Source organism: Arcobacter sp. ISO1, from assembly GCF_058105185.1.
Genome location: NZ_CM176573.1, coordinates 889,730 through 906,861, shown reverse-complemented (window position 1 = coordinate 906,861; position 17,132 = coordinate 889,730). Strand labels below are relative to the sequence as shown.

The window sequence follows — 17,132 nt, the reverse complement described above, 5'->3', positions numbered from 1 at the left end:
TTTTAGTAAAATATATTAATTTTATTCAAAACAGGAGACCATAAATGGTATTTATTGATAATGTATATGCGGATGAAGTATTAGATTCAAGAGGAAACCCAACTGTTAGAGCTACTGTTATATTAAGTGACGGTACAAAACAAAATGCTATTGTTCCAAGTGGAGCAAGTACAGGTAAAAGAGAAGCACTAGAATTAAGAGATGGTGATGAAAGATATGGTGGTAAAGGTGTTGCAAAAGCAGTTGAAAATGTAAATACTATTATTGCTGATGAATTAATGGGATTAAGCCCTTATAATCAAGCTGAAATTGATGCAACAATGAAAGATGTTGATGGAACTTCTAACTACTCAAAACTTGGAGCAAATGCAGTTCTAGGTGTATCTATGGCAGTAGCACGTGCGGCAGCTGCATCTTTAGATATCCCATTATATAGATACTTAGGTGGAGCAAATGCAATGACTATGCCTGTTCCTATGTTAAATATCATTAATGGTGGTGAACATGCAAATAATTCTGTTGATTTTCAAGAGTTTATGATTATGCCTGTTGGATTTGAGAACTTTAATGATGGGTTAAGAGCATCTGCTGAAGTTTATCAACACCTTAAAAAAATCATTGATAGTATGGGAGAATTAACTGCTGTTGGTGATGAGGGTGGTTTTGCTCCAAACTTAAAATCAAACGAAGAGCCTTTACAAGTGATTATGGAAGCTATTGAAAAAGCAGGTTATACACCAGGAGAACAAATTGCAATTGCTATGGATGTTGCGGCATCTGAGCTTATCAATGATGCTGGACTTTATGTATTAAAATCTGAAAACAGAGAAATTACTTCTGCTGAACTTGTTGATTATTATGTAGACCTTTGTGCTAAATACCCAATTGTATCAATTGAAGATGGATTATCTGAAGATGATTGGGATGGATTTAAATTAATGACTGAAAAATTAGGTGATAAAATCCAAATCGTTGGAGATGACTTATTTGTTACAAATGCAAATATCTTAGCAGAAGGTATCCAAAAAGGGATTGCAAATTCGATTTTGATTAAACCAAACCAAATTGGTTCTGTATCTGAAACTATGTTAACAGTTAGACTTGCTCAAAGAAATAACTATAACTGTGTAATGTCACATAGATCAGGTGAATCAGAAGATGCATTTATTGCTGATTTTGCTGTTGCTTTAAATTGTGGTCAAATCAAAACAGGTTCAACTGCAAGAAGTGATAGAATCGCTAAATACAATAGATTATTAGAAATTGGTGCAGAGATTGGATATGCTGAATATTTAGGTAAACAACCTTTCTCAAAATAATTTATGAAAGAAAATAGTGGTATTATAAAGAAATTTTCGATAATGGCAACAGTTTCTGTTGCTATTACGATATTTCTTGGATATCATGTCTCAAATGTTCTTTTTGGAGATAATTCTTTAGAGGTTTATAACTCTTTAAAACATAAAAAAGAGTATCTTCAAAGTGAAATAAAAAGATTACAACAAGAAAATGCTTATTTACAAAAAGAGTATTTTGAATTAAAAAACTTGGAGCCTGAGGAATGAAAAGACTATTTACACTTCTACTTTTACTATCTGTTAGTTTAGTTGCGAGGGAAAACCCTTTTGAAGCAACAAACACATATCAAGAAGAAGCCGCAAGACTTATTGAAATCAATGAACCTGAAGAGGATTATGCAGTTGAATTTCAACAAGAGCAACACTATGTTAAAGAGATGTATGAGAAAATGAATAAGCCTGAGCCTGAGGTTAAACCTGTTACTGAAGAGAAAGTTAAAAAGATGATTGAGAAGGCAAAAATAGAGGTTAAACCAAAAACAATCATTAAAAAAGAGATAATCATAAAAGAACCAAAACAAGAAGTTATTTATGTAAAACCAAGACTTGATATTACAAATGAAAAAGAGTTACTTCCTTTTGTAAAAATTGAATATGATAATGATAAATTAGATATTCATACAAAATACAAAGTTACTAAGAAAATGACACTTCCAGGGAAAAAGAAAATCATTATAGATTTTGCTGCAAAGGAAAACTTCTATACGATAAGAGAAACATTGAACTCTACAAACTTCCCAAAAATTGCAGTTGGAAATCATAAAAAAGAAAACTATTTTAGAATAGTAGTAGAACTTGCAAATATGCCTGAAGATTATGAAGTTACATATGATGATAAGATGGTAAGTATTATTAAACTTTATGAGTAAGAAAATCTAAATAGGTTTTCTTACCCTCTTTTTCTCGCTACTTTTTAAAAAATTAGCAACAATTCTAATTAATATCATTACAACCAAAACCTCAATAATAGCAGCTAAGATAAAAGCATAATAATAAAATTGTGTAATAGAATGAGTATGATAAGCTAAAGTTGCAACAGCAATTAAAAGGGTAATTGGCATCGAATGTGAAAAACCAATCATAAAGAATTTATTCCAGCCCATCTCTTTAACAAATAACATTGAAGCGACGAATCTAATTCCAACCATAGCTACAACAATTAAAATTGCAGTTACAAGTAAGCCATCTTGTAATAAAGCATCTAACTCAAATGAAGCTCCAACAGAAATAAAGAAAATAGGAACTAACCATCCAAATCCAAAGTGTTCAAGTTTATGTGAAAGTTTCTTATTATGTTTTTCAAAAAATGTTGTTATAAATGTTCCCGCAATAAATGCTCCAAAGGCAACCTTTAAATGTAATGCCATCATAACAGCAATCATCAAAAAGAAAATTGCCATGGAAACTCTAATATCTTGTTCTTGATGATCTTGTTCGGGCATAAGCAAGGCTTTTATTTCAGGGAACCACCAGATTAGATTATGAAATAGTTTGTATATAAATACCATAGAAATTAAAAAAGCAACAAATAAGACCATTGTTTTATAAAACTCAATATTTATACCAAATTCCAATGCTGCTGATACAGTTGTTAGTGCAAAGATTGAAACAATTTCCCCAATAAGACCAACAGTAATAGAAAGTTTAATCCAGTCAACATCGCCATATTCTTTTTTCAAAGCAGCTAATAAACCAATTGAAATAAGGGGTAATACAACAATAAAAATAAGTCCAAGATCTAAATAAATAGCAATTAATGCAGATAAAGAGAATAAAATCACATTATAAAATATCGATTTTCTTAAAATTGTATTTGATATATTGATAAGCTTTTTTAAATCAACCTCAAGTCCAGCTAAAAACATCAAATATAAAAAGCCTAGTTCAGCAACTAGTTCTAAAACAGCATGTTCTGTAATAAAAGCAAAATATGCAGCTAAAGCCCCTAGCATTATCTCTATAGTAATAGTAGGAAGCTTTATAAACTTTGATATTAATGGTGAAGAAAATATAATCAAAGATATAGTGATAATGATTAATATTTCTTCAGTCATTACTTAGTCCTAATTTATTTCTCTAGTAATAGAAAAACCTAATTTTTCAAGTTCTTTTATATCATCTTGTGGAGATTTTCCAGCAGTTGTTAAATAATCACCAATAACAAAGGCATTAGCACCTTTTTCAAAGATTTTATACTCTTCATCTCCAAACATCAATTCTCTTCCACCTGCAACCATAATCTTCATTGCATTTGGAACCATTTTCCTTGTTAAAGTGATAAGTTCAAAAGCCTCTTCTCTAGTTATTGAGTTTTCAACTATTGGTAAGGCTTCATTTGGATGGAAAAAATTAATAGGTACGTTCATAGGCTCCAATGAAGCAATAGATTCAAGCATTGATAGTCTTTGTTCTTGAGTCTCACCCAATCCAAAAATCCCTCCACAAACAAGTCTTAGACCAACTTCTTTTACATTCTTACAAGTTTGATATCTTTCATCCCAAGTATGTGTTGTAACAATTTCAGGATAAAAATCCCTTGCAGTTTCTAAGTTATGATTATAGGCATCAACACCAGCTTCTTTTAAAGTCTCTAATTGCTCTACACTTGCAGTTCCATTACATGCAATTAAAATCAAACCTAAGTTCTCTTTTTTTACTGCTCTCGCTGCTTCACATACAAAAGCTAGTCTTTTATCTGTCAAGCCTTTTCCTGCAGTTACAAGACAAAATCCATTTGCATTATTTGCTCTAGCTCTTTTTGCTTCTTCAACTATTTGATCTATTTGTTTTTGCTTATATCTTTGGATATCAGCTTTATATTTCACACTTTGGGTACAAAACTTGCAATCTTCATTACATGTACCACTTTCAATATTACAAATTGCACATAAAAATATTTGTTCACTTCTCATAAATTATCTCTTTTTTTAAAAACTCTTTTTTATTTATATCCCTTGAGTAATAGTTGATTATATACTCATTATCTTTAATTTCAAGCAACACACATTCTACTAGAGGCTTCTCTCTAGCGCACACTTCACCAGGATTTAGAAAAAGTGTGTTATTTTTATATTCACTTTCAAAAATGTGTGTATGACCAAAAATCACAACATCACAATCACCTGTCATATAATAAGGCAAATGCATTAACTTAAAAGTAGTCTCCTTTATCTTGAAAGGATAAGGCTCCTGCTTTATATTATATTTATTGGAAACAGAGATTAACGACATATCATTATTTCCAAATACACTTACATATGTAAGACCTGATTCTTCTAATAATTTTAAATTCTCTTCCAAGCACAAGTCACCTGCGTGGATAAGATACTTAGCACCACTTTCTTTTAATAAATCGATCACTTCTTTGGTATATTCTACCTTGAAGTGACTATCCGATAAAACCCCTATTTTCATTTTTAAATTTATTTATCTGTTTTTTTAGTCGTCGTTTTTTTTGTTGTAGTTTTTCTTCTACTAGTGGTTTTTTTTGTAGCGGTTTTTTTAGCTGCACTTCCCTTTGATTTTGGGTCTTTAGCAATTATCTCTTTTACTTCTTCTAAAGTTATTTTTTGAGCATCAGAACCTTTTGGGATTTTAAAATTTTTTCTTCCTTGCTTGATATAAGGGCCATATCTTCCATCTAAAATTTGAATTTTATCTTCTGGAAAATCTTGAATTAAAGCCTTAGCTTTTGCTTCATCAATCTCTTGAATAACCTCTAAAGCCCTTGGTAATTCAACAGTATAAGGATCATCAGTTTTAAGTGAATAATATTTTGTTTTAACTTGTAAATATGGACCAAATCTTCCAATATTTGCTTTAATATCTTCACCCTCATTATTCTGCCCAACAACTCTTGGTAATGTAAATAAAAATAATGCCTCTTCAAGGGTAATTGTATCCATATTTAAATGATCTGGAATAGCAACAAACTTTGGTTTCTCTTCATCATCTTTTGTTCCAATTTGAACAAAAGGTCCAAATCTTCCAACTCTAGCACTAATTGGTTTCCCAGATTTAGGATCAGTGCCTATCTCTCTTATTTGAAGATAATCCTCTTTATTTACACTTTCTTCTTTTTCATTTATTGTTTTTTTGAAACCACCATAAAATTCATTCATAACCTGTTGCCAAGCTATTCTTCCATCTGCTATCTCATCAAACTCTTCTTCAACTTTTGCAGTAAATCCCAAATCAACAATCTCAGGGAAATGATCAACTAAGAAACTATTTACTATTTCTCCCGTTGGAGTAGGTGCAAGTTTTTTATCTTCTGTTTTTTCTACATACTCCCTTGCTTGAATAGTTGAAATAGTTGGAGCATAAGTTGATGGTCTTCCAATCCCTTCACTCTCTAATTTTTTAACTAATGAAGCTTCTGTATATCTTGCTGGTGGTTTTGTAAAGTTTTGTTCTAAATCTAGTTTTTCTAAATCTAAAATTGTCCCTACTTTAATAGTTGGTAAGATTTTTTCACTACTATCTAAAGCTGCTTCAGGATTATCACTTCCTTCTGTATAAGCTTTCATAAACCCTGCAAAAATAATTCTTTGTCCCTTTGTTTGAAACTCAAACTCTTTATCTTTTCCTGCACTAATTTTATATGTAGTGTTTGCTATTTTTGCTGGAGCCATTTGTGTTGCTAAGGTTCTTTTCCAAATTAGATCATATAACCTAAACTGTGCATTGTCAACATAAGGTTTTATCTCACTTGGTTTTAAAGCTAAATTTACTGGTCTAATTGCTTCGTGAGCCTCTTGTGCTCCCTTTGCTTTAGAAGTATAAACCCTTGGTTTACTCAAAGAATACTCTTTACCATACTCATTTTCAATAACCTCTTTTGCTTTACTAGTTGCTACTTTTGAAAGATTTAATGAGTCAGTTCTCATATATGTAATTAAACCACCTGTATGTCCTGGGATATTACCCACATTTCCTTCATACAATTGTTGAGCAATAACCATTGTTTGTTTTACAGAAAGTCCAATTTTTCTTGATGCTTCCTGTTGAAGAGTTGAAGTTGTAAATGGCGCTGCTGCATTTCTTTTTGATTCTTTCTCTTCAATATCATAAAGTTCAAAATTACCTTGATTTATTGAGGCTTCAATCTCTTTTGCTCTTTGTTCATTTGGAATTTTTTCATTTTTTCCATTGATTTTTGCTAATTCTGCTTTTAACTCAGGATTAATAAAATCAGCTTTTACCTTCCAAAACTCTTCAGGAATAAATGCTCTTATTTCATTTTCTCTGTCAACTATGATTCTAACTGCAACAGATTGAACTCTACCTGCACTAAGGCCATATCTAACTTTCTTCCAAAGTAATGGTGAAAGTTCATAACCAACTGCTCTATCAAGTATTCTTCTTGCTTGCTGTGCATCAACAAGATGTTGATTTACTTCCCGTGGATTATTAATCGCTTCTAAAATAGCATCTTTTGTAATTTCGTGAAATACAATTCTTTTAAGTGGATTTTTCTCAATTTTCAGAGCAGGAATTAAGTGCCATGCAATAGCTTCTCCCTCTCTATCCTCATCGGCAGCTAGGTAAATAGTAGTATCTTTAGTAATCTCTTTTTTCAAATCACTTATAACTTTTTTCTTGTCAGTTGAGATTAAATACTTTGGTTCAAAATTGTTTTCAGGATCAAAACCTAACTTTGACTTTGGAAGATCTCTTACATGACCCATTGAGGCCATTACTTTATAATCTTTACCTAAAAACTTTGATATTGTTTTTGCTTTTGCTGGTGACTCTACTATTACTAAATTCTTCACTAAAACTACCCTTACACTTATTATAAATCACGCATTCTAACATAAAAAAATTAAAAGCATTTGATATTAAAAAATTATGATCTCTTCTTGAATTTCTATATTAAACTGCTCTTTTATTCTATTCTTTGCTTCAGTTATTAGATACATTGCATCCTCAAAAGTTCCTGCACCATCATTTACTAAAAAATTTGCATGCACATTTGAAAAACTCATATCACCTTTTTTTAATCCTTTTAAACCAACTTGTTCTATCAATCTTCCAGCATAATCACCTTCGGGATTTTTAAAACAACTTCCAGCACTTGGCGTGTGGGGTTGATTATCTCTCATCTTCTTGAACATTTCACTTTTTTCTTTTGAATAACCAGAAGATAGATTAAACACAAGCTCATAAACTATGGTATTGATATTTGTAAATCTATATCCATATTCGATATCTTCTTTTTTTATATAACCATCTTTTGTCTTAATAGAATCTATATAGTTAAAGATTTCCCATTCTTTTAAGCCTGCATTCATTTTTATAAGACCACCTAAATTACCAGGAAGTCTACCTAAAAACTCAAAATTGGCTAAATTATGTTTTTTAGCGTATGACAAAAGTTTACCTGATTTTACTGCACATCCCACATAAAGTTTGTCATCTTTTTGTTCAATATACTCAAAAGCTTTCCCAAGTTTTGCAAACTTTGGTGGGGTATTTGATACTAAGATGTTATTAGCTTGTCCAATAATTTGATAATCAGCATAATCACCTACCTCATTTATATTTAAAACTTCACAAATAGGGCCTATTTTTATTGAACTATATTTTCTAAAATCAAGCTTTTCAAAAAAGTTTTCCATTTACTACTTTTCTCTAAACTCTTTATATTCACTTGGAATTAAAAAATCTTTTGCTTTTATTAGATTTTCATAATACCCATGTTTATACCCAAGTTCAAAAAGTTTATCTAATGCCTTAAATTGAATCTGGCTTAACTCTACAGAATTGTCATTTGCATAAAGATCTAAATATGTATCTAAAGTATTAGCATCTACTCTAATTAAACCTTTTTCAAGTAACATTGGAGCTAAAACTTTTCTATTTTTATTTGCAACATCAACAGCTTTGATAAGTGTATTTTCATAATCAATTGCACTATGTAAAGGGATTGATCTTCTTAAACACATACCTCCTAGTGGTAATGGTAAATCACCGCCACTAAGTTCAACCCAAATATCCCACATCTCTCGTTCTACTTCAAGCTCTTCATTAAAAGTTAAAATTGACTCATGAATTAACACACCTGCATCAACTTCCCCATCTAATACAGCTTGTTCTATATCTAGAAAGTTCATATATGTTATTCTAGCTTCTGGATAAGCTATTTTAAATAAAAGTGCATTAGTTGTAAATTCACCACTAAGTGCAACTTTAAAATTTCTTTTTAGTTTCTTATCTTTTTTCTTAATAAGTTTTGGTCCATAACCTTCTCCAAATGAAACTGCTGTTTTAAGTAAAGCGTAATCATCCTTTACTAAAGGATATAAAGCAAAGGAAATAGCACAAATATCATACTCTCCTTTTAAAGTTGCTTGGTTTAATGTTTCAATATCATCTGCAATATTTTCAAATTTTGCATCTTTAGAAGTAACCCAACCAAACTTAATAGCATAATACATAAATATATCATCAGCATCAGGAGAATGCGCAACACTTATTGTTTTCAAAATAGACCTTTTATCATAAATTTGTATGGGATTGTAGCAAGTTATCAATTACTTTTTGTTTAGCTTAATTTGTACATTTAATATTCAATTATGTCACGTTAAATTCATAGTGACGTGTTAAAATTTTATAAGTACTCAATATAAGGGGGAACTCATGAGAGTTAAGATTATTGATTGTACGGAAAAACCACATGATGATGTTGAAAAAATTGTAAATTTTGTAAGTGATTATTTACAAAAAAACTATATCGAGTATACAAAACTAACCTTAAAAGAGTTACAATTTGCTCAATGTACTGAATGTAGATGCTGTACACAGAAAAAAAGTGATGCACCAGTTAAGTGTGTTTTAAAAGATGATTTAAACAATGAACTAGATAATATTGAAGCAGCCAATAGATATATAATCTTAGCTGATAGGAATAATCTATTCTCCAAAAATAAAGTTCACGAGAAATTTTCTCAAAGACTAGTTGCATATTATTACTGGCCTTATGGACAAGTGCAGTCTACATTAAGAAGAATAGCCCAAGCAAAAAGTTCAATTTTGATAAATTATAATACAACAAAATATTTTATGAATCATAGTTTTTATACCTCTAAACACTATATGGAACATACCTCTTCTTCAATAGGTGCAAAAGTTATAGACTGGCAAGCAGTAACTCCCAAAAAAGATATTATAAAAAGCTATGAAAAAAGATTGATTGAGATGATTGAAAAACTTTTACACTCTTTTGAACAAAAAGCCTCTTAATTTTCTTAATACTGTAATAAAATATCTAGATTAATATCGTTTTTGGATATTAGGAAAAATCCTAATACCCAGAAGTTTGTACATAATAAGAGATTATGTCTAATAAAGGTTCAACCATAAAAATTGAAAGAATTGTGATTATTGCACAAAAACCAATTACTGTTTTAATTGAAGTAGTTGCATTTGCCATATATTTCACTTGATTTCCTTCAATTGGCTCTTTTAAGAACATATAAACAATTGGTTTTAGATAATAGAATCCTGCAATTGCTGAGTTTATTACCATAATAAGTGCCAATAACATATATCCTGCATTGACACTTGCTCCAATTAAATACATTTTTCCCCAAAAAAGTGCAAATGGTGGAATACCAGCAAGAGATAGTAAAAACAATCCCATCATTGTTGCCGTAAAGGGTGAGCTTTTTATAAGACCTGAATATTTTTCCAAGGCATGGTCTGAAGAAAATTTATAATCTTTACTTCTATTTAACCAAAGCATTGTAAATCCACCAAGGTTAGTAACTAAAAACATAATCCAATATAAAAATAGTGCATTTGTTGCTTGCGTAGTTCCTATTAAAATTGCTGCCATTGCAAACCCTGCATTTGAGATTGAAGAGTATGCAAGCATCCTATTAATATCGTTTTGAAGTAATGCAATGATATTTGGAATAGTCATTGATAATACAACAATTACATAAAGAATAATCTCTACAAATCTATCCCCACTTGCTATAAATATTTCAAAAAACCTTAATGCCACAACAAATCCTGCCATTTTAGGAACAATAGACATAAATCCTGCTAAGGCTGCAGTTGCACCTTCATATACATCAGGAACCCAAACATGGAATGGAACTAATGATATTTTAAAAGATAAGGCACCTAGCATAAATATAACACCAATTAACATTATTGGATAATTCTCAAAATTTGATTCAACTAAGATTTGTGACATTAGTCCTAATTCAACAGTTCCTGTTAAACCATAAAGAACCATAGAACCAAAGGCAAAAAATGCAGTTGCTAAAGCACCCATAGTAAAGTATTTAATAGCTGCTTCTAATGCATTTTTTCTATTATGCATAGCAATAATTGTATATAAAGACATTGAGGCTGTTTCAAGACCAACAAAGATCAAGATTAAAGAGTCAGAACTAACCATAAACTGGAACCCTGCAACCATAAATAAATATAAAGCAAAGTATTCTGGATATCTATACTCTTGAAATCTTAATTTACCCATTGCTGTAAAGATAAAAAGAAGTGAAGCAATTACAATTACTCCTTGAGAAAGTATTGAGATACCATCAACAAGCATTAAATCAAAAAAGCCTCTTACATTTCCAGAAAATCCAATCAATACCCCAAAGTCAACAATTAAAAATAAAACTGTTAACATGATATATAAAGATTTATCTAAATTTTTATTCACTAAATCAATGATTAAAATTACAAGTGCCCCAACTATTGCAACAAGCATAGGAACTATTGTTCCAAAATTTAAACTTGCAAATTCAATTGATACTGGTGGTATGCTAGTCATGTTTCACCTCCCCAATACTATTTGACTCCATTAGTCTTGCCTTTGTGCTTGGATTTATTGCCTTTAATTGCATGATTTCAACAAGAGCAGAGACAGATGTATCTACTGGTTTTAAAATAGGTTTTGGGTAAACACCTAAGATTACAACCAATGCAACAAGGGGTATTAATGCTGCTAACTCACGTCCTTTTACATCTTCAAGATTTTTATTTTCTTCATGAACCACTGGTCCAAAGAAAGATTTTTTATACATCACTAACATATAAACAGCACCTAAAATAATTGTAAGTCCAGCAATAATTGTCAATATTGGAGATACTTTAAAAAACCCAAGTAAAGATAAAAATTCACCTACAAAACCAATTGTAAGAGGAAGACCAACTGAAGCCATTAACATAATTGCAAAAATAGTTGCATATCTTGGCATTACAGAAGCTAATCCTCCAAAATCTTTTATCATTTTTGTATGTCGTCTATCATATATAACTCCAACTAACATAAACAGAGCTCCTGATACAATACCATGAGAAATCATCAAGAAAATTGACCCTCCAATACCTTCAACATTTAGTGCAAAAATACCTAAAATAATTACACCCATATGTGAAACTGAAGAGTAAGCAATAACTTGTTTCATATCCTCTTGGGCGTAAGCAACCATTGCAGTGTAAACAATTGCAATTAATGCTAAAATTGCCATTGGATAGGTGAAGTAAACAGAAGCATCAGGGAAAAGTGGTAATGAAAATCTTACAAAACCATACGTACCCATTTTAAGTAATACAGCGGCTAAAATTACAGAACCAATTGTTGGTGCTTGACCATGGGCATATGGAAGCCATGTATGAAATGGGAACATTGGAACTTTGATTGCAAAACCACAAAAGAATGCAATAAATAACCATAATTGCATATCAAATGGTAAAATAAGCATATTCCAATCTTGGATACTAAAGCTCCAGTTTCCTGTAGTTTGAAAATAAACATACCCAAGGTATAACATACCAATTAACATAATTAAAGAACCAATGAACGTATATAAAAAGAATTTAATTGCTGCATAGATTCTAAGTTGTCCACCCCATGCACCAACAATATAAAGCATTGGTATTAAAGATAGTTCCCAGAACATATAAAAAATAATTGCATCTAAAGCTAAAAATACTCCAACCATTGTCATCTCTAAAAATAAAACAGTGATAATCATATGCTTTAGATTTCTTTTCTCAGTAAGTCCAATCACTGCAATCATAGTCATAAAAGTAGTCATAATCACTAAAAATAGTGAAATTCCATCGATACCCACTAAGTAATTAATACCGTATGAACTTATTATTGGTAAGGTTTCACTAAACTGCATTCCAGCTACACTTGTATCAAAATTTGCCCAAAGAAAAATACTTAAAACAAATTCTAATGCAGTAACAACAATACCATACATTCTAATAGAATCATTTTTTACTAAGAACCCTACAAATGCAGCAAATGCTGGAAAAAATATTAAAATTGATAAAATGTGTTCCATCTACTTAACCCCTTACTTTGCAATACCAAGTGCCACACTAAGCACTAGTAATACAGTAATACCAACAACCATCAATCTTAATGCAGTTGATAAATTTCCACTTTGAATAGGCCTACTTGCCTCACCACTTTTATATATAACTTTTGCAACACCATCAACAATGGCATCAACAATTTTAAGATCAATTTTTTTCCATGAAAATTTAGAAATTGCTAAATATGGTTTATTGATAATATTCTCAATAAAATGAGGCATAAAATATTGATTTGCTAAAATTTTATAACAAGCTCTATGTTTAACCTTCTCACTAAAGTATTTACCATCTTTTCTAAATTTAATAACAGCAAAGGCTATACCACCTAAAGCAATTCCAAGGGTTATTACAATCAAAATCCAAAGTGTTGCATTACTCACATGAATCTCAAGTTCTGGTAAAACCTTTGTAACCATCTCAATAAATGGAGCTTTAAAGAATCCAGCGATAACAGCTAAAATAGCAAGTGGAGTCATAGCAGCAATTACATATGGATATGTTTCATGTGGGTGATAATCAAATTTCTTGAAATTCTCTTCCCCATGGAATACATACATAACAAGTCTAAATGAATAAAATGCAGTTAAACCAGCAGTTAACCATAAAATTGCCCATAAAATATATGAATGGTGTCCAAAGGCAACTTCTAAAATCAAGTCTTTAGAGAAGAAACCTGAAAGTGGGAAGATACCAGCTAATGCAACTGAAGCAACTGTCATGATAATTGAAGTTCCCTTCATGTGCTTATGAAGTCCACCCATATTTTTAATATTAATCTCGTCATTAAGTGCATGCATCACATTACCAGCACCTAAGAATAGAACTGATTTAAAGAAGGCGTGAGTAGCAAGGTGGAAAAGAGCAACCCAATAAGCTCCAAGACCAGCTGCTACAAACATATATCCAAGTTGAGAAAGAGTAGAAAATGCAATAATTTTTTTAATATTTGTTGCAACAAGTGCCATTGAAGCTGCTCCAATAGCTACAAGTGCTCCAAGACAAGCTATAAAATATCCAACTTCTGGAACAATTACGAAAATCTCATTTGCTCTAATTACTAAATAAACCCCTGCTGTAACCATAGTTGCAGCGTGAATTAGTGCAGAAACTGGTGTTGGTCCTTCCATTGCATTTGCAAGCCATTGATTAAATGGAAATTGTGCTGATTTACCCATAGCACCAATAAAAAGAAATATTCCAATTGCAACTATAATTGAAGTATCTAGACTCCCAATATTTGCAAAAACTTCATCATATTGTAAACTTCCAAGATTCCAATAGATTAAGAATAATCCAACTAACATCCCAAGGTCAGCAACTCTGTTTGTTATAAAAGCTTCATTTGCTGCAAAACTAGGACTTATTGACGAAAATGGTGATAAAGTTGAAAATGGTGATTTATAAATATCATCAGATTTTTCTCTATCAGCAACATGGTACCAAAACCCAATTAGTCCCCAAGAACAAAGTCCAACACCTTCCCATCCAATAAATAATCCAGCAAAGTTATCTGACATTACTAAAATCATCATTGAAAATACGAAAGCTGAAAGCCAAGCAAAAAATCTATTAAATGATTTGTCATGATCCATATAACCAATTGAGTGGATATGAACCATAGTTGAAACAATTGTTACTACAACCATCATCACAACACTTACTTGATCAACAACAAAACCAAATGGGATATCTAAGTTTCCTATTTGTATCCAATCAAGCATTCTTACATGAACAATTGCTTCTGTTGAATAAACATATTGAAGTAATACCAATGAAGCTATCATTGAAACTGCAAGTAAAATAGATGTGATAATTCCTGTAAAAAGCATTTTAGGTCTGTTTGAAAAACAAGCCGCAATAAATGAACCTAATAGAGGGGCAAAAAGTGCAATGTATAAATATTTTTCCATCATTAGCCCTTCATACTTTGTAAACTATCTAAATCAATAGTTCCAGTTTTTTTATACCAAAGAATTAATAATCCAAGGCCTATAGCAACCTCACTTGCTGCAATTGCAACAATAAAAAAGGCGAACATCTGACCTGTTAAATCTCCATGAAATTTTGAAATTGCAGCAAAGCCAACATTTACTGCATTTAACATAATTTCTGTAGAGAAAAATAACATTAGTAAATTTTTTCTTCTAACAACACCGACCATACCTATTAAAAATAACACAGCCGAAAGTATAAGGTATGCGTTTAAACTCATTTATTATCCTTTGCCAATGTTTCTTTTTCTAATGCATCAATCTCTTCTTCACTTAAGTCAGAATATGAAACATCCATTTTCTTACCAGCTAAAATAATTCCACCAATCATTGCTACAAGTAACATAACCGCTGCAACTTCAAAGGGAATAAGATATTTTGTAAAAAGAACAATACCAACATCTTGAGTATTTCCCCATTCAGGATGAACTGGATATTGTGCTTCAATGTTACTTCCAATAATTGGACTTACAAAAATCAATACAATAATCAAGGCACTAATTCCAGTTAATAAAAATACCAATCTAGGATTATTAACTTTCTCTTTTACAGTTGAAAGTGAATCAAAGAACATCATTCCAAAGGCATATAAAGCCATTATAGCTCCAGTATAAACTACAATTTGAACTGCTCCTAGAAAATCAGCATCTAATAAAAAGAAGAAAGCTGAAATAAAAATCATCCCTGCAGCTAATGAACTTAAGGCATACAATGAATTATTTGTGAAAACTGTTATAGAGAACATAACAATTGTTAAAATTGAAAACAGATAAAAAGCTATTATTTCAAACATTTCCCCTCCTTAATAAGACAATGGAGTTTTCTTGATTTTTTCATCTGCATCAGGAGATACAGCACCAAAACCAGGATACTCTTTTTGTTGTTTTAATTTATCAAGAGGAGTTAATAAATCCTCTTTTAAAACAAAGTGAGCCCTTTGCTCACTTGCATTTTCATATCTTCCACCATGAACAATTGCTAATTCAGGACAAACCTCAGCACAATATCCACAGAAAATACATCTACCCATATTGATTGTATACTCCATCACTTCTTTTCTAGAGTTTTCATCAATTTTGGTATCCATTCTAATACAATCAGCAATACAAATTTTTTCACAAAGTCCACAACCAATACATCTGTTTTCGCCAGATTCTAAAAGTCCAAGAAGTTTATGAACTGCTCTATACCTAGGTCCTAAAGGAGCTTTTTCGATTGGATATTGAATTGTGTGCATCTCATTTTTAAATAATGCTCCAGTCATCATCTTCCAAACAATTTTTAAACCTCCAAAAAGTTCAAGTTTTACTGATCTTTTTGAAACTTGTTTAAATTGTTCCCAGGGAGTTTTTGGATAATCATCTTCTAAAACATTAATATAGTCTCCCATACTAATATTTCTATCTTTTAGTTTTTCTAAACTCATTCGCGACTCCTAAAACATCATTACAAAACCAGTAATTAAGATATTAATCACTGCTAATGGCATTAAGATTTTCCAACATAACCACATCAATTGGTCAGGTCTAATATGTGGCCAAGAAGCCCTTGTCCATAAAAAGAAGAAAATCAAAAACATAACTTTTAAAATAATTGCAAGTCCACCAGGGATAAACCAAAGATCGTTATACCCACCTAAAAATACTAGTGAAATCAAAAAGCATATTGTAAATAGATTTGCATACTCACCAATAAAGAACATACCCCATCTAAGACCTGAATACTCAGTTGCATAACCTGCAACAATTTCAGCTTCATGTTCTAAAAGGTCAAATGGTGTTCTATTTGTTTCAGCAAATCCAGCAATAACAAATAAAATAAAAGCTAAAGGCTGAGTCCAAATAAACCAATCTCCCAAACCTCCTGCTTGTGCATCATTTATATCAATCAAAGATAAACTTCCAACTAGCATAAGTGGTGCAAGTAAAGCAAGTCCTGATACAACCTCATAAGATAAAAGTTGAATAGCAGTTCTAGCCCCTCCAAGAAGTGACCATTTATTTGCAGAACTCATACCACCTAGAAGTGGGCCATAAAGTCCAATTGAAGCAACACCCATTACAAATAAAATACCAACATTTACATCTGAAATAATTGGTCTAACTGTATATCCAAATAGTTCAAATTCAGGGAAGAAAGGAACTGCTGTCATAGCGATAAAAGCAGTTGCTGCTGTAATAATTGGGGCAATCATAAATACAGGCTTAGCTGCATTTTGTGGGATAAAGTCCTCTTTTGTAAAAAGTTTAATTCCATCTGCTGCAAGTTGTAAAACACCATGAGGTCCAACATGCATAGGGCCTAGTCTTCTTTGCATAAAAGCAAGAACTTTTCTTTCAATATATGTTGTAAAACCTGCTAATGCAGAAAATACTGCAAGAACTACAACAGATTTTACAATGGTTTCAATAATAAATCCTGTCTCCAT

17 protein-coding genes are annotated in these 17,132 nt (G+C 31.3%); 4 read left to right on the top strand and 13 right to left on the bottom strand.

Features of this window, described 5'->3' with window-relative positions; translation table 11 throughout:
• Nucleotides 1–44: 44 nt before the first annotated feature.
• Genes eno through AC2TY9_RS04595 form a run of 3 tightly spaced genes read left to right on the top strand, consistent with a single transcriptional unit; the run spans nt 45 to nt 2,227 of the window.
• Nucleotides 45–1,319: a phosphopyruvate hydratase gene (gene eno / locus AC2TY9_RS04605; RefSeq protein WP_489779759.1), complete on the top strand. Its 1,275-nt coding sequence runs from the start codon at nt 45–47 to the stop codon at nt 1,317–1,319.
• 3 nt (nt 1,320–1,322) lie between these two features.
• Nucleotides 1,323–1,565, top strand: coding sequence for an FtsB family cell division protein (locus AC2TY9_RS04600; RefSeq protein WP_489779758.1), 243 nt, complete (start codon nt 1,323–1,325; stop codon nt 1,563–1,565).
• On the top strand, nt 1,562–2,227 hold the full coding sequence (locus tag AC2TY9_RS04595; protein ID WP_489779757.1) for an AMIN domain-containing protein: 666 nt from the start codon (nt 1,562–1,564) through the stop codon (nt 2,225–2,227). The genes AC2TY9_RS04600 and AC2TY9_RS04595 overlap by 4 nt, the downstream gene beginning before the upstream one ends.
• Before the next feature lie 6 nt (nt 2,228–2,233).
• Here the strand turns inward: AC2TY9_RS04595 and AC2TY9_RS04590 are convergent, their stop codons facing one another.
• The 6 genes from AC2TY9_RS04590 to AC2TY9_RS04565 form a co-directional block, all read right to left on the bottom strand.
• A complete protein-coding gene (locus tag AC2TY9_RS04590; RefSeq protein WP_489779756.1) occupies nt 2,234–3,412 on the bottom strand; it encodes a cation:proton antiporter in 1,179 nt (392 codons plus the stop codon).
• A gap of 9 nt (nt 3,413–3,421) precedes the next feature.
• Nucleotides 3,422–4,270: a biotin synthase gene (locus AC2TY9_RS04585; protein ID WP_489779755.1), complete on the bottom strand. Its 849-nt coding sequence runs from the start codon at nt 4,268–4,270 to the stop codon at nt 3,422–3,424.
• Complete coding sequence (locus AC2TY9_RS04580) at nt 4,260–4,772, bottom strand: YfcE family phosphodiesterase (protein ID WP_489779754.1); 513 nt, start codon at nt 4,770–4,772, stop codon at nt 4,260–4,262. The genes AC2TY9_RS04585 and AC2TY9_RS04580 overlap by 11 nt, the downstream gene beginning before the upstream one ends.
• Nucleotides 4,773–4,780: 8 nt before the next feature.
• Nucleotides 4,781–7,135: a type I DNA topoisomerase gene (gene topA, locus AC2TY9_RS04575; RefSeq protein WP_489779753.1), complete on the bottom strand. Its 2,355-nt coding sequence runs from the start codon at nt 7,133–7,135 to the stop codon at nt 4,781–4,783.
• Nucleotides 7,136–7,201: 66 nt separating this feature from the next.
• The gene (locus tag AC2TY9_RS04570) at nt 7,202–7,981 is read right to left on the bottom strand and encodes a UDP-N-acetylmuramate dehydrogenase (protein ID WP_489779752.1); all 780 of its coding nucleotides are present in this window, start codon (nt 7,979–7,981) and stop codon (nt 7,202–7,204) included.
• 3 nt (nt 7,982–7,984) lie between these two features.
• Nucleotides 7,985–8,851: a menaquinone biosynthesis family protein gene (locus AC2TY9_RS04565; RefSeq protein ID WP_489780400.1), complete on the bottom strand. Its 867-nt coding sequence runs from the start codon at nt 8,849–8,851 to the stop codon at nt 7,985–7,987.
• Between the two features lie 151 nt (nt 8,852–9,002).
• Here AC2TY9_RS04565 and AC2TY9_RS04560 point away from each other — a divergent pair, with 151 nt between their 5' ends.
• Nucleotides 9,003–9,605 (top strand): flavodoxin family protein, encoded by a 603-nt coding sequence (locus AC2TY9_RS04560; RefSeq protein WP_489779751.1) that lies wholly within the window; start codon nt 9,003–9,005, stop codon nt 9,603–9,605.
• Nucleotides 9,606–9,666: 61 nt separating this feature from the next.
• Here AC2TY9_RS04560 and nuoN read toward each other — a convergent pair whose 3' ends face one another.
• The 7 genes from nuoN to nuoH are packed head-to-tail and all read right to left on the bottom strand — an operon-like array spanning nt 9,667 to nt 17,132.
• The gene (gene nuoN, locus AC2TY9_RS04555; protein WP_489779750.1) at nt 9,667–11,154 is read right to left on the bottom strand and encodes an NADH-quinone oxidoreductase subunit NuoN; all 1,488 of its coding nucleotides are present in this window, start codon (nt 11,152–11,154) and stop codon (nt 9,667–9,669) included.
• A complete protein-coding gene (locus tag AC2TY9_RS04550; RefSeq protein WP_489779749.1) occupies nt 11,147–12,679 on the bottom strand; it encodes an NADH-quinone oxidoreductase subunit M in 1,533 nt (510 codons plus the stop codon). Before AC2TY9_RS04550 ends, nuoN begins: the two co-directional genes overlap by 8 nt.
• A gap of 12 nt (nt 12,680–12,691) precedes the next feature.
• On the bottom strand, nt 12,692–14,623 hold the full coding sequence (gene nuoL / locus AC2TY9_RS04545; RefSeq protein ID WP_489779748.1) for an NADH-quinone oxidoreductase subunit L: 1,932 nt from the start codon (nt 14,621–14,623) through the stop codon (nt 12,692–12,694).
• A gap of 2 nt (nt 14,624–14,625) precedes the next feature.
• Nucleotides 14,626–14,925: an NADH-quinone oxidoreductase subunit NuoK gene (gene nuoK, locus AC2TY9_RS04540; RefSeq protein WP_489779747.1), complete on the bottom strand. Its 300-nt coding sequence runs from the start codon at nt 14,923–14,925 to the stop codon at nt 14,626–14,628.
• Nucleotides 14,922–15,497: an NADH-quinone oxidoreductase subunit J gene (locus AC2TY9_RS04535; RefSeq protein ID WP_489779746.1), complete on the bottom strand. Its 576-nt coding sequence runs from the start codon at nt 15,495–15,497 to the stop codon at nt 14,922–14,924. The genes nuoK and AC2TY9_RS04535 overlap by 4 nt, the downstream gene beginning before the upstream one ends.
• Before the next feature lie 9 nt (nt 15,498–15,506).
• Entirely contained in the window at nt 15,507–16,130 is a 624-nt protein-coding gene (gene nuoI / locus AC2TY9_RS04530; protein WP_489779745.1) for an NADH-quinone oxidoreductase subunit NuoI, read from the bottom strand.
• A 9-nt stretch (nt 16,131–16,139) separates the two neighbouring features.
• Nucleotides 16,140–17,132 (bottom strand): NADH-quinone oxidoreductase subunit NuoH, encoded by a 993-nt coding sequence (nuoH, locus tag AC2TY9_RS04525; RefSeq protein WP_489779744.1) that lies wholly within the window; start codon nt 17,130–17,132, stop codon nt 16,140–16,142.